The organism is Scytonema sp. PCC 10023, assembly GCF_963920835.1.
In the GTDB taxonomy this organism is placed as follows: domain Bacteria; phylum Cyanobacteriota; class Cyanobacteriia; order Cyanobacteriales; family Nostocaceae; genus Kalymmatonema.
The window spans coordinates 74,545-89,205 of the sequence record NZ_CAWUDP010000040.1 but is presented as its reverse complement, the minus strand read 5'-3'; the positions used below and the strand labels follow the sequence as shown (position 1 = coordinate 89,205).

General features: G+C 41.4%; 11 protein-coding genes. All 11 read left to right on the top strand.

The genetic code is table 11. The features are described from left to right. Positions 1-1,085: HEAT repeat domain-containing protein (locus tag ACM0OZ_RS23655; RefSeq protein WP_414585256.1), on the top strand; the 1,085-nt coding region annotated here is incomplete at its 5' end. Between the two features lie 237 nt (positions 1,086-1,322). After that, on the top strand, positions 1,323-2,024 hold the full coding sequence (locus tag ACM0OZ_RS23650) for a Uma2 family endonuclease (RefSeq protein ID WP_414585255.1): 702 nt from the start codon (positions 1,323-1,325) through the stop codon (positions 2,022-2,024). A gap of 154 nt (positions 2,025-2,178) precedes the next feature. Then, positions 2,179-2,802, top strand: coding sequence for a molybdenum cofactor guanylyltransferase (locus ACM0OZ_RS23645; protein WP_414585254.1), 624 nt, complete (start codon positions 2,179-2,181; stop codon positions 2,800-2,802). Between the two features lie 197 nt (positions 2,803-2,999). Then, the gene (ilvN, locus tag ACM0OZ_RS23640; protein WP_041040884.1) at positions 3,000-3,518 is read left to right on the top strand and encodes an acetolactate synthase small subunit; all 519 of its coding nucleotides are present in this window, start codon (positions 3,000-3,002) and stop codon (positions 3,516-3,518) included. 973 nt (positions 3,519-4,491) lie between these two features. Continuing rightward, positions 4,492-6,516: a polysaccharide biosynthesis protein gene (locus ACM0OZ_RS23635; protein ID WP_414585253.1), complete on the top strand. Its 2,025-nt coding sequence runs from the start codon at positions 4,492-4,494 to the stop codon at positions 6,514-6,516. Between the two features lie 78 nt (positions 6,517-6,594). Continuing rightward, positions 6,595-7,647, top strand: a complete 1,053-nt coding sequence (locus ACM0OZ_RS23630) for a hypothetical protein (RefSeq protein ID WP_414585252.1) — start codon at positions 6,595-6,597, stop codon at positions 7,645-7,647. 57 nt (positions 7,648-7,704) lie between these two features. Continuing rightward, complete coding sequence (locus ACM0OZ_RS23625; RefSeq protein WP_414585251.1) at positions 7,705-9,033, top strand: lipopolysaccharide biosynthesis protein; 1,329 nt, start codon at positions 7,705-7,707, stop codon at positions 9,031-9,033. A gap of 130 nt (positions 9,034-9,163) precedes the next feature. Next, positions 9,164-10,408 carry a glycosyltransferase family 1 protein gene (locus ACM0OZ_RS23620; protein ID WP_414585250.1) on the top strand — a complete coding sequence of 415 codons (1,245 nt, stop codon included), beginning with the start codon at positions 9,164-9,166 and terminating at the stop codon, positions 10,406-10,408. A 67-nt stretch (positions 10,409-10,475) separates the two neighbouring features. Continuing rightward, complete coding sequence (locus tag ACM0OZ_RS23615; protein WP_414585249.1) at positions 10,476-11,273, top strand: glycosyltransferase family 2 protein; 798 nt, start codon at positions 10,476-10,478, stop codon at positions 11,271-11,273. Between the two features lie 121 nt (positions 11,274-11,394). Further along, positions 11,395-12,699, top strand: a complete 1,305-nt coding sequence (locus ACM0OZ_RS23610; protein WP_414585248.1) for an O-antigen ligase family protein — start codon at positions 11,395-11,397, stop codon at positions 12,697-12,699. Next, complete coding sequence (gene asnB, locus ACM0OZ_RS23605) at positions 12,687-14,636, top strand: asparagine synthase (glutamine-hydrolyzing) (protein ID WP_414585247.1); 1,950 nt, start codon at positions 12,687-12,689, stop codon at positions 14,634-14,636. Before ACM0OZ_RS23610 ends, asnB begins: the two co-directional genes overlap by 13 nt. The last annotated feature ends 25 nt before the right edge of the window (positions 14,637-14,661 follow it).

Genomic DNA, 14,661 nt, shown 5'->3' with positions numbered 1-14,661 from the left:
AAATCAAATCATCAACGGCAGTTCCACAGTTAATTAAACTCCTAGAAGATGAAGATTCTTATGTGCGTTCTAGAGCGGCAGATGCCCTAGGACAAATCAAATCATCAACGGCAGTTCCACAGTTAATTAAACTCCTAGAAGATGAAGATTCTTATGTGCGTTCTAGAGCGGCAGATGCCCTAGGACAAATCAAATCATCAACGGCAGTTCCACAGTTAATTAAACTCCTAGAACATGAAGATTCTTATGTGCGTTATAGTGCGGCATTAGCCCTAGGAGAAATCAAATCATCAACGGCAGTTCCACAGTTAATTAAACTCCTAGAAGATGAAGATTCTGATGTGCGTTATAGTGCGGCAAATATATTAGAAAAAATTGGAGAGCCTTCAATTATACCTGATATTAAGAAAATTTTATCCAACCCAAAAGATTTAAACTTATTAGATACTATCTCTTCAATTCAAGAACGTGCTCGATACTACGACCCAACCTTAATACAATCAGAAGCAACAATAAACGCTCCCGAAAATAAGAATCAATCAATGGAACAAAAACGTGTTTTACGAGTTGTTGTGGCATCACCTAATGATGTGAAGCCTGAGAGAGATATTCTACCCAATATAATTGATGAATTAAATCGTGGTATTGCTGCAGACAAGCGTTTAATCCTAGAACTTTCCCGGTGGGAGACAGATACCTACCCAGGATTTCATCCAGAGGGACCACAAGGTTTGATTGACCCTATATTAGATATTGCAAATTGCGATATCTTAATAGGAATTTTTTGGAAGCGATTTGGCACACCAACCAAAGATGGTCAAACTGGTACAGAACATGAATTTCAATGTGCTTATGAATCTTGGAAAAAGCGCCGTAGTCCTCAGATTATGTTCTACTTTTGTGAGAAAAGGTATAAACCGAAGTCAAGGGAAGAAACAGAGCAGTGGGGCAAAGTTCTTGACTTCAAGGAGCGCTTTCCGGAAGAAGGCTTATCTTGGGACTACAAAAATAAGTATGACTTTGAAACGAAAGTTCGTATCCATTTAACACAACTGATTCGACAAAATTGGGGCGATAACAATTGACAGTAAATTTTAAGTAGGGTGCGTTACGGCTAAAGCCGTAACGCACCATGTTATGTGGCGGTGCGTTAGGCGCTCCCGTCATGTTTTCGTAACAAATCATATCGAAAGGGTGCGCCTAACACACCCTACAAAAATTTTATTTTTACTGATTCGACAAAATTGGGGCGATCGCAATTAAAAACCCCCCAGCATGACAACGTTAAAATAAACCCATAAATACCTGATACCATACAAGCCATGTCCCTCGCCAAAGAAATAGACCTTGCCCAAGACATCCCAGAAGATGTTATCCTTCCCCCAGGTGATTTATATAGTGACGAACCTCCCTTGGAAACTGAACTACATCTAGAGCAAATAATGCTCTTACTTAAATGTCTAAAGTGGTTGTGGCGAGACAGGACTGATTTTTACGCTGCTGGCAATCTGACTATTTATTACAGTCTCAGCAAACGCAAATCAGAAGACTTCCGGGGACCAGATTTTTTCGTCGTGCTAGACACAGAACGCAAAACCCGCAAAAGTTGGGTAGTCTGGGAAGAAGAAGGTAAATATCCTAATTTTATTCTAGAAATTCTTTCAGAATCAACTGCTAATACTGATAAAGAACTTAAGAAAAAACTTTACCAAAACACCTTCCGCACCCCCGATTACTTTTGGTTCGATCCATATACATTAGAATTTGCTGGTTTTCATTTAGTAGATGGCAAGTATGAACCTTTAGAAGCAAATCATCAAGGGCATTTGTGGAGTCAGCAACTAGATTTATATCTAGGAATTCATCAAGGTTTATTGCGATTTTTCACACCATCAGGACAGTTAGTTCCAACGCCAGAAGAAGAGGCTGAATCTGAACGTCAACAAAAAGAATTAGCACTGAGTAAAGCTGAAAGGTTAGCTGCTAAATTGCGAGAATTAAACATTGACCCGGATACAATTTAGAGCATTTTCGATTAACAGTTACCAGAAACACACGTAGGGTGGGTACTGCGAATCAGATCCCCCCTATTATATCCGCGTTTTAGTGGCAGTGCCCACCTTACACTACTTGCTTTGATAAAAGAGGACTAAAGTCCTCACTACGAACTTATGACTCATGACTAATCACTTAACTGCCATAGTCTTAGCAGGCGGAAAGAGTTCTCGCATGGGACGGGATAAAGCATTGATTCCCATTCAAGGCGTACCGCTATTGCAGTTGGTTTGTCAAATTGCTGCAAGTTGTGCTGATACGGTTTACGTCGTCACTCCCTGGCAGGAACGTTATCAACACTTGTTATCACCCACAGTTCAGTTTATCCGCGAAGTGCCTTTGTCTAGTGAAACGAGCGGCGAATCATTACCGCATGGACCACTTATTGGATTTGCCCAAGCACTGGCGTATGTGCAAACAGATTGGGTGTTGCTGCTGGCTTGCGATTTACCAAAGTTGCGCGTTGAGGTGTTGCAAGAATGGGCGGCGGTGCTGGATGGTGTGGAAGATGAGGCGATCGCTGCTCTAGTTCATCATACTAAAGGATGGGAACCACTGTGTGGTTTCTACCGCCGTCGCTGTTTACCAAGTTTAATTCAGTATATCAACCAAGGGGGGCGGTCATTTCAGCACTGGCTGAAGCAACATCCCGTGCAAGCATTACCTTTGCCAGATCCAGAAATGCTTTTTAACTGTAATACCCAAGACGACTTATTTCGATTCCAATCACCATATCCGCTACAATAAGGGGTTACATTCCAATCTTGTGCAGCAGTATGTGTAGCACGACTACCATAAGCTAACAAACATTTAATTTGCATATTGCATTGAGACAGATGTCTTGTGGAGTGGGCATCTTGCCCGCCTGTTTGCATACAAGTTAAAAATACATTAGCTTATCTCTGTTATTCATAACTTCCTCCCTCTAGCCTGTGTTGGCGACGATGAAACATACCTTATCAGTGCTTGTAGAAGATGAAGCGGGAGTTCTTTCCCGTATTTCTAGCTTATTTGCCCGTCGCGGCTTCAACATCGAAAGCCTTGCGGTTGGTCCTGCTGAGCAACCAGGAATTTCTCGGATTACAATGGTTGTCCCTGGCGATGACCGCGTTATTGAACAACTCACCAAGCAATTATACAAGCTGATCAACGTTTTGAAAGTGCAGGACATTACCGAAACTCCTTGCGTAGAACGAGAATTGATGTTGCTTAAGGTGAATGCAACCAGCAGTACCCGTTCAGAAATTGTCGAAATCTCTCAAATTTTCCGCGCTAGAGTTGTAGACGTGGCAGAAGATTCTCTTACCCTAGAAGTTGTGGGAGATCCAGGTAAAATGGTGGCAATTGTACAAGTGCTGCAAAAATTTGGTCTCAGAGAAATAGCTCGCACTGGCAAAATTGCTTTAACGCGTGAGTCTGGTGTGAATACCGAATTGCTCAAGTCTTTGGAAGCAAAGGTTTAGTAGCAAGCAATTGCAAGCTCATTTTTGATAGATAACTTATGCGGCTAGCCATCCTACACCTCAAGGGTGTAAAATGGCTAGCTGTTTTAAAGTGTTTTTATCAGTGAATACCCCTATTTCAGGCTTTCACTTTATACAATTTTTACATATGCTTGAGTAAAAGAACACGTTATTTTCTACATAAAATGCCCAATTTATCTACATTTCAGGCAACTCCTACGTAAAATCCACGGTGATTAAATTTGAGTTTTCATTAAAGTGTTGTTGACAGTGATTGTAAGTGTTGGAAGTTTAGTATAGATTATTATGTATCACAACATACTTTAGTTTGTGAATCTTATTTGTAAGACCATTGTAGACCAGGGTTATTAAGTAGTAGACAAGTAGATAGATCTCTTTTCTCAGTAGCTCAAATGCTTTAGAAGCATTATGTGTGTGTGGAAATTGCGTAGCTACTGAAAGATGCTAAAGTTATCCCGTTACAAAGTGTAACGGTTAAAAATTCTATAGTTCTACGTTCTCCTTTTTCTATAAAAAAAGGGAATCTTATAGATGCCACGAACACGCTGTGCTAGTATAACTCGCGTTTGTGACAGGCGTAAAAGCAAAATCTACCATTTGAGTGCCCCTAGCGTTAAAAATTTTTGTAAATCTAGAATTTTCAAAGATTTACACGGCTGATGCCAGCACTTAACCCTATAGCAAGTTTGACTTTCACGGCTAGAATCTGTTGCTTATATCTTGCACCAAGCCCAAAACTAAAGTTTGGGATGGGCACTGAAACCTATTAAAACGGGTTAAAAGCTGCTATGGACGATAAGTCTTTTAGCCACTTTTAACTTGAAGCAAGCAATTTGCCTGTAGATGTCTATAAAGCGGCTTCCCGAAAGGAAATTTACTTTAGGGCAGGGTATTAGGTATATGCAAGATATGAATGTTTTTACCTGTCTAAAATGACTACAAAGCGTGATTTATGACTTCTGACAGCCTCGAGCAAAAATCGAAGAATGTTTTATTGAGCACTCTTCTAAAACTAAGAAACCGCCATTTATTCATTTTTGATATCATTGTTTTTTCCATAACACCATTATTAGCTCTGCTTTTGCGTTTAGATGGCAGACTTGATATTGCCTTCTATTCATCGGAGCTAACGCTGGTAACTATACTGTTTTTATTTGTCAAACTAGGCATATTTTGGAGTTTTGGTTTATACAGGCGTTACTGGCGCTATGCCAGTATTGAAGAACTGATATATGTAGCCACACTGATGGCAATTGCGATCGCCATCCAAACTTTATTCTTTAATGTTCTGGTTTACATACACGTAGTGGTCGATAAAGTACCGCAATTGCTGCCACTTATTGATGGAATACTTTCGTTTATTTTCATAGTGACACTGCGTTTCAGCATTAGGGTTGTAGAAAGAGTTAGCCAGCAACGTGCAGCATTGGGTTTACCGCAACGCGTGCTTATAGTTGGTGCAGGTAGTGCAGGGGCTTCGTTAGTGGAAGATATGCAGAGAAATCCCCAACTGGGTTTTAATCCTGTTGCTTTCATTGACGATGATCCCAAAAAATTACACGCACGTATTCGGGGTATTCCTGTAGTAGGCGATCGCTACGAAATTCCTGATGTTGTGAAATCTCTCGAGATTCATAAAGTTATCATTGCGATGACTTCGGTTGCTGGACAAGTCATTCGGGAAATCGTAGATATCTGTAACGCAACTGGAATTCAAACTTGCACTTTACCAGGGATACATGAAATCCTCAATGGTCGTGTGCGGGTTGACAGTATACGCGATGTACGGATTGAAGATTTGCTCAGACGCGAACCCGTACAGACGGATATTGAGCGAGTTTCCCAATTTCTCCAAGGCAAAAAAGTACTCATTACAGGTGCAGGTGGGTCAATTGGTAGCGAACTTTGCCGTCAAATCTTCAAATGTTGCCCTGCAGCCATGATTCTTGTGGGACATGGAGAAAATTCTGTATTTAATATCCAACAAGAACTAGAACAAGTTGCTCAAGCACTCACAAACGATAGCAAAGGACAAAGACAGGCCCCTCGTATTACTGGCTTCATTGCTGATATTCGCTTTCAGGAGCGCTTAAAACATGCTTTTGAGCAATTTCAACCTGAGGTGATTTTCCACGCTGCAGCTCATAAACATGTCCCTCTCATGGAATTAAATCCATCAGAAGCAATCACTAACAATGTCGTTGGAACAAAAAATTTGCTGGAACTGGCGCTGCAATACAACGTTAAACATTTCGTGATGATTTCCACAGACAAAGCTGTTAACCCTACCAATGTTATGGGGGCTAGCAAGAGAGTCGCTGAAATGTTGGTCCTACAAGCTGCAAAACAAAGCGGTAATCCCTATGTTACGGTGCGTTTTGGCAACGTTCTGGGCAGTCGCGGTAGCGTTGTTCCCACCTTCAAAAAACAAATTGCTGCGGGTGGTCCAGTCACTGTTACCCATCCTGAAATCTGTCGTTATTTCATGACCATTCCGGAGGCAGTTCAACTTGTTTTGCAAGCTGCGGTACTTAGTCGCGGTGGTGAAGTGTTAATGCTGAATATGGGCGAGCCGGTTAAAATTGTTGACTTGGCAAAGGAACTTATTCGCCTTTCGGGATATCAAGTCAACAAAGATATTGACCTTGTGTTTACAGGGTTGCGACCAGGCGAAAAGTTATTTGAGGAGCTGTTTATTCCAGGAGAAGAGTACGAACGAACCGAACATGAAAAATTATTTGTTGTGAAAAATGCTAGTCGCATTATTTCCGAAAATCTGGTTGGTATTGTGGAAGCTTTGTGTCAAGCAGCAGCTGATAATGAGGTCAGTACCATTAAGTTTTTGCTTGGGCAATTGGTGACCGGATACAAATCTGAATCCTTTCAAAATAATGTATTAGCAAATGATTCAAAACATAGTGTTGTCACGGCAACCCCAAATGTCAATGGAATGGCAGTAAAACTAAAAGGGGCATAATTCTCATCAAAAAGAGTAGTTGCTCGGCTTGCTGTCTTTATCATGCATGAACGAACTTTTAAAAATTGACAGGAAAAAATGAAGAACACATTTCATCAAAGAAATACTGCCCTACAGTTAGAAGATGGGGTTTCTGTAGGAAAATGGAGATATTTTAAAGTTGCCAAGAACTTAGTAAGAACTTTTGTAAGAAGAAGAATGGATTGGTCTATTGGAATTTATATAGGTGAATCTCCTATTAATTTTGATTCACCCAAAAATATTAGCAATCCAGTTTTGAGTGCCAAGGATGTAACCGATGTACCAGCACACTTTGTTGCCGATCCATTTATGGTACGGGAAAATGGCACTTGGTATATGTTTTTTGAAGTGCTGAATGGTCGTGATAACAAAGGAGATATAGGGCTAGCAATTAGTCATGATGGTTTCAACTGGAGTTACCAACAAATTGTACTTGATGAGCCTTTTCACTTGTCTTACCCGTATGTCTTCAAATATCAGAATGAGTATTACATGATTCCTGAGAGTTATGAAGCCAATTCTGTTCGCTTGTACAAAGCAGTTGATTTTCCAACAAAATGGTCATTTGTAAAAACTTTACTTGATGGTGCAGATTATGTAGATTCTTCCGTATTTAATTACAAAGGTATGTGGTGGATGTTTAGTACATCACCAAAGAGCGATATTCTACGTCTATATTATGCTAATGATCTAATGGGAACTTGGATTGAACATCCTAAAAGCCCTGTCATAGAGGGCAATATAAATATAGCAAGACCGGGAGGTAGAGTTATAGTCAGGGATGAAAAAATTTTCAGATATACTCAGGATGATGAAAAGTTCTACGGAAATAAAGTTCGAGTCTTTGAAATAACCGAGTTGACAACGACAACTTACCAAGAAAAAGAAGTTGTAAAAAATCCAATTCTCAAAGCAAGTGGTTCTGGTTGGAATAAAACCGGAATGCACAATATTGATGCTCATCAATTTGATGAGGACCAATGGATAGCCTGTGTGGATGGATATCGAATAATTTTTGATTTCGGTATCGAACTACAAAATCGAATTAAACTCATGAATAAATTTAAAAACTTTGTTAGACCGATACAAAGTGTCACTCATCGTATTTGAAGTTATCAAGGCCATGCTCGATGAATATGAAAGTGTTTTTATCAAAAACCAATACAGATGCAACAAAATAAGCCACTAACACTGCACCATAACTTCTCTTGGACTTTTGTTGGCAATCTGGTCTATGCTGCTTGTCAATGGGGGATGCTAGTAGTACTTGCTAAAGTCGGTAGCCCGGAGATGGTAGGACAGTTCACATTAGGGCTTGCGGTTACTGCACCCGTAGTCATGTTGACAAATCTCCAACTGCGATATGTCCAAGCCACAGACGTTAAACACCAATATATTTTCGGCGACTACCTTAGTCTGAGGATCGCCTCATCAGTGTTGGCGCTTTTGGTGATTGTGGTCATCACTTTGACAGCAGGGTATCGGTGGCAGACATCGCTTATCATCCTGCTCATTGGTTTGGCTAAAGCATTTGAGTCTATTAGTGACGTGTTTTATGGGCTGCTCCAGAAGCACGAACGCATGGATCGTATTGCCTTGTCGATGATGATTAAAGGTCCTTTATCGCTGTTACTACTTGGTATCGCCGTTTACATATCACGTAGTGTCGTGTGGGGAGTCGTGGGATTGACTGTTGCCTGGGCTTTAGTCTTGTTCGGTTACGACATTCGTAGTGGCGCAGGAATGCTAAATCACCCCGAAGAAACACCATCGAGCGAAGAAACTAGAAAGCAGCATACGACAGATGTAGTGCAACCTCGGTGGCACCTGGAAACGGTAGCAAAGTTAGTGTGGCTTGCTTTGCCACTCGGTATCGTGATGATGCTCATTTCGCTCAATACCAACATCCCCCGTTACTTTATTGAGCGACATTTGGGCGAGCGGGAACTGGGTATATTCGCTGCGATCGCTTATCTAATGATGGTAGGAAGCATGGTGGTAAATGCGCTAGGGCAGTCAGCCACGCCAAGGCTAGCCAAATACTATGCGAGTGGAAATGGAATCGCTTTCCGCACACTCCTTCTCAAGCTAATAGGACTTGGTGCTCTGCTGGGTGGAACATCTATCTTGGTGGCTCTTGTGGCAGGTGAGCAGATTTTGACTCTTCTGTACCAAGCTGAGTATGCCCAACATAAAGATATATTGGTGTGGCTAATGGCAGCAGCAGCGGTTGGATATATATCCTCTTTCCTAGGCTATGGAATGTCAGCAGCTAGGTACTTCCGCATCCAAATTCCTTTGTTTGTTTTAGTGACAAGTTCATTAGCTGTCACTTGCTTCTGGTTGCTCCCAATTCATGGACTGCGAGGGGCAGTTATTGCACAGATCATTGCGTCAACTGTGCAAGCAAGTTTGAGTTTAGGAGTGATTCTTCATGCGCTGCATAAAATAAATAAGCATAAGGGAAAAGAATCAGAGCCATTGTCTCAAGCTTAAAGAACTATTGCACAGAATATTTTTTTGCTTTGCACAAAGGGGATAGAGCAAATTTTGACCTCTTGCATCTACACTATCAGCTTTAAAAAATAGAGCACCATTGAAATCTATTTAGAAGTAACTATTATTTATGCATTACAAAAGCTCCAAAAGTACACTAAAAAGCAATGAGAACCCTACCTTGGCTCATGAGCGTTCAATACGTATCCTCCATGTTGTTGCAGGGATGAACCGGGGTGGCATCGAAACCTGGCTAATGGATTTCTTGCGCCAAACCGACCGCGATCGCTTTCAAATGGACTTCTTAGTCCACACAACACAGCCATGCGCTTACGATGAGGAGATTCGCGCCCTCAACAGTCAAATTATCCCCTGCCTTCATCCATCTCGACCGTGGACTTATACCGCTAACTTCAAGCGAATCTTGCGTGAGTATGGTCCCTATGACATCGTCCACAGTCATGTCTATCTTTTCAGCGGCTATGTCCTTCGCTTAGCGCAGCAGGCTGGTATACCTGTTCGCATTGCCCATACCCATACAGATACTTCTTCAATTGAAGCCAGAGCGGGATTGTATCGACGTGTTTATCACACTTTGGCGAAATGGTTAATCAACCGCCATGCGACAGTTGGTCTGGGAATGAGCCGCAAGGCGGTGGCAGACTTGTTCGGTGCAGTCTGCGAAACCGACCCACGTTGGCAAGCTATTTACTATGGCATCGACATGGCTTCGTTCCGCGATGTTATTGATCCGGTTGCTATGCGTGCCGAATTCGGCATTCCTGCTGATGCTTTTGTCATTGGTCACGTTGGCAGGTTTGTCAAAGTGAAGAACCACACATTTATCCTGGACATTGCAGCAGAGGTTGCCAAGAGAGAACCGAAAATGCGTCTGTTGCTAGTGGGTGATGGTCCACTGCGCCCAGAAATTCAGCATAAAGCTGCTGAGATAGGCTTGGCTGACCGTATCATTTTTGCAGGCGTCCGGTCTGATGTCCCCCGAGTGATGCAAGGAGCTATGGACGTATTCCTGTTTCCATCCCTCTACGAAGGGCTAGGAAATGTGCGCCTAGAAGCACAGGCTGCTGGACTACCTTGCGTTGTTTCAAATACTGTTCCCAATGAGGGAGATGTCGTAAAGCCTCTGGTGCAGCGATTGTGTCTGTCGCAACCAGCCTCAGCTTGGGCTGAGGTCATCCTGGCGATGAACAAAGGTGAACTAGGAATAACTCCAACACAAGCCCTGGCTGTTATCGCACAAAGCCCATTTAATATTCAAAATAGCGTTCAATCTTTAGAGAAGATTTACCTGAATAATTACTCACAAAGCCTTAGTTCCTGGAGAAAAGAAGAGGCGAATTGTGTAGAAAGTTAATTTTTTTTAAATCTATTAGTAGGGTGATAGTTTTTCTAATTTTTAGATTTAATAAAAGGTTCAAAATATGGTTGCTTCTGTTAGTACAATTATTCCATGTTATCGGTGCTCTAAAACAATTAGTAGAGCAATTGACTCTGTTGCCAAGCAAACTCTTCCACCTGCTGAGGTCATACTTATTGATGATGGAAGTGGAGATGATACTTTAGAAGTCTTGCTACAGCTACAGCGTGATTATGGCAAAGACTGGATTAAGGTTGTTGCACTCAAAGAAAATTCGGGTCCTGCTGTTGCTCGTAATACTGCTTGGGATTTGGCATTTCATGACTATATAGCCTTCCTCGATTCTGATGATGCTTGGCATCCAGAAAAGATTGCAGTTCAGTATTCTTGGATGATCCAAAATCCTGATATTGCCTTATCTGGACATCAGGTTGTTCTTCAAAAAGGTAAAACTCAATTGAACTATGAACCAGTACCATCAAATATAAAATCTCAAAAAATAGACAGAAATAAAATTCTATTTTCTAATAATTTCTGCACTTCTTCTGTTATGATGAAGCGGGATATTAAGCAACGCTTTAGTCCTTCCTTACGATACTCCCAAGATTATTTTTTATGGCTGGAAATTATACTAGAGGGTAGCCAAGCTAGCGTTCTCAGCTTTCCCATAGCTTATTACTTTAAGTATCCATTTGGGGAGGGGGGACAAACCAAAAATCTTTTGAACGGGAAAGCAGCTGAAGAAGAAATCTATTGCAGATTATGGAAATCTGGAGCCATTACATTTGTTGAGTGGCGCATTCTTTGCTTATGGTCTTTAGCAAGGTATTACAGGCGTGTGTTGATTTGCTTATTACGATAGTGATTAGCCAGATTAGTCGTCAATATTCAGTAGCAAAAACAATGATTTGAAAATATTTTTCCAATAAAAATATCAAGAGTATACGCAATTTTTATGCGTTATGTAATACTAAAAAAATGTCGTGAAGCAATATAAGAATGCTGTAGTAATGAAGAATTTGGAAATCATTTGGATTGCAACGGCAATAGTACTTACAAATGCCACTCAACTAAGGCTTTCAAGCCTTCCTGTCGGACCGGGTGAAGTTATGCTATTTGTCTGGATACTATTTGTAATTATCAGACTAGGAATTCTTAAATATCACTTATTAACACCTATTTTTCAAGTCAATTTCTGTTTTTGGATTGTTGCTTTTACTTCCTTGATATTAGGTTTTGTGATAGCAGAATTGATGGATGTAACATCTCCATCTTTTCCTCATGATTTATTTTCTTTTATATTTGCACTTCTTTTTTCCACCAGTTGTTCAATATCAGAAGTGTTCTCTAAAAAACCACAAAGAATTATTAGTTATGTTATTTCCGGCACAATATTGTTGTTATTTATAATATTTTGTTTTCCTTCTCTTCTGCCATTTTTTGCTCCTTGGTACGGCGGCATCAGATTTACAGGTTGGTCTAAAAATCCTAATCAGTTAGCTTTATTGTTAAGCATGATTCCTTTTACGGCATTGCATTTATTAAACACAAGTAGAAGTTTTGTTACAAAAACATGGTATTTTTGGTTAATCGTGTTTTGTTTTGTGATCGGTTCAGCTACGCAATCCGATGCTTTAATCATATCCTGGGCAGTAGGTTTTGGGATTATAGTATTTTTGGTAATTTTTGGAGCATTACAGAATGTTTTAGTAAGTCAGAATTTCACATATTTACTCAAAAGAGTTTATCAACAAATTATTGGATTAATTTTGATATTGATATCAATTATATCAATAAAGTTTGTTTATCAAAACATCTATTTGGCTTCAGCAGATGTGTACGATAAAGGTGGTCAGGGAAGCGATCGCGTTACATTATGGGCAAATGGAATAGCTGCACTAGCTCATTCACCCTTATTTGGTCTGGGACCTGGTTCTCATTCAGGTGAAAACGGTCCATTTTTAGATTTTGAGGCTCACAATACTTTTATAGATTGGGGAGCAAGTTCTGGAATTGTTGGGCTAACAGCCTACATTACCCTACTAGCATGGGTAGCTTGGAGTGCATGGCGTAAAGGATTCGTTGTTCTGTTCGCTGCCGTTATTTCGTTAGCAGCATTTAGTAGCTTTCACTATGTGTTGCGACACCCGATTTTTTGGTTCTATTTGCTAGCAATAGCGACTTTAAGTACACAATCATCAAAAACTACTTACGCCTCTGCTCATTTAACTAAAAAAAGGCAAAAAACCTACATCAAAGATGAGTACAGTACTATATGTGTGGAATAACAGGTTTTTTTGATGCCGTTCTGCAAAGATCTACTTTGGAGATGGAGTCTGTGGTGCAAAATATGTCCCATGCTCTCTATCATCGTGGACCAGATAACGGCGGCATATGGATAGATACCGAAAACGGTATTGCTTTAGGACACCGACGACTTGCCATTATTGACATCTCACCCGAAGGACACCAACCTATGGTGTCTGGAAATGGTCGCTATGCGATTGTATTTAATGGGGAAATTTATAACTTTTTAGAGTTAAGACGCGATCTGGAAAAGTTAGGTCACCACTTTCGAGGTCATTCTGATACTGAAGTGATGCTGGCTAGCTTCAGCCAGTGGGGAGTATTTGAGGCAATTAAGCACTTTAATGGAATGTTTGCCTTTGCCTTGTGGGATCGTCAAGAACGCGTTTTGCATTTAGGGCGCGATCGCCTGGGTGAAAAACCACTCTATTATGGCTGGTGTGGTAACACTTTTCTGTTTGCCTCTGAATTAAAAGCCCTCAAAGCCCATCCCGATTTTCATCCTGAAATTAATCGTGATGCTTTGGCATTATTTCTGCGCTATAGCTGCGTTCCTACACCCTATTCCATCTACCAAGGCATCTATAAGTTACCACCTGGATGTGTCCTCACTTGGAACGGCGTAAATACTCATCCCAAACCAGTACCCTATTGGTCTGCCAAGGAAGCTGCGGAACTAGGTACTGCTAAACCCTTCACAGGGTCAGAACAGGAAGCAGTAGCAGAAATGGAGGCGCTACTGCGGGAAGCAGTGGGGCTACGTATGGTTGCCGATGTCCCTTTGGGTGCTTTCCTCTCAGGAGGAATTGACTCCTCTACAGTAGTAGCCTTAATGCAGGCTCAAAGTAGCCAGCCAGTGAAAACCTTTACTATTGGTTTTCATGAAAAGGCATACAATGAAGCAGAGCATGCTAAAGCGGTAGCACAGCACTTAGGCACAAACCACACAGAACTTTATCTCACCCCAGAAGACACGCTTGCTGTTATCCCCAAGCTGCCAGTTCTGTACGATGAACCCTTTTCCGACCCCTCCCAAATTCCTACCTTTTTGGTTTCTCAATTAGCCAGACAGCATGTCACAGTCAGTCTTTCAGGCGATGGTGGCGATGAACTATTTGGGGGATACAACCGCTATTTCTGGGGTCGTAGCATTTGGCAAAAGATAGGCTGGATGCCCAAAAGCCTGCGTCAGATTGCTGCACATGGCTTAACTAGCTTATCACCCCAGACTTGGGATCGTGTTTTTACAAACTTTGGTGCCGTATTACCAGCCAAACTCAGATACTCCACCGTTGGCGACCATTTACACAAACTGGCTGGGGTTTTGGCAGTTTCCGATCCTGAAGCGATGTACGCTAGTCTTGTTTCCCACTGGAAAGAGCCTGAAGCTATAGTCATCGGCAGTTGCGAGCCTATAACGGCTGTAAGCGATCGCCAATGTTGGCCACAGTTACCAGACTACACTCAACGCATGATGTACCTGGATACGGTGACTTATTTACCAGACGATATTCTCGTCAAAGTTGACCGGGCAAGTATGGGTGTGAGTTTAGAAGGTCGCATACCACTGTTAGATCACCGCATAGTGGAATTTGCTTGGCGCATACCCTTATCAATGAAAATTCGTAACGGTCAAGGTAAGTGGCTATTGCGTCAAATTTTGTACAAGTATGTGCCGCAAGAGCTGATTGAGCGTCCCAAAATGGGCTTTGGCGTGCCAATTGATAGCTGGTTGCGTGGTCCCTTACGTGAGTGGGCAGAGGATTTACTTGATGAAAGCCGCTTACATCAACAAGGGTTCTTGAATCCTAAACCAATTCAACAGAAATGGAAAGAACATATCAGTGGCGATCGCAACTGGCAGTACTATCTCTGGGACGTACTCATGTTCCAGGCGTGGTTAGACAAACATGACTAGTTTCAGTAAATAGTCGCTAATAAAA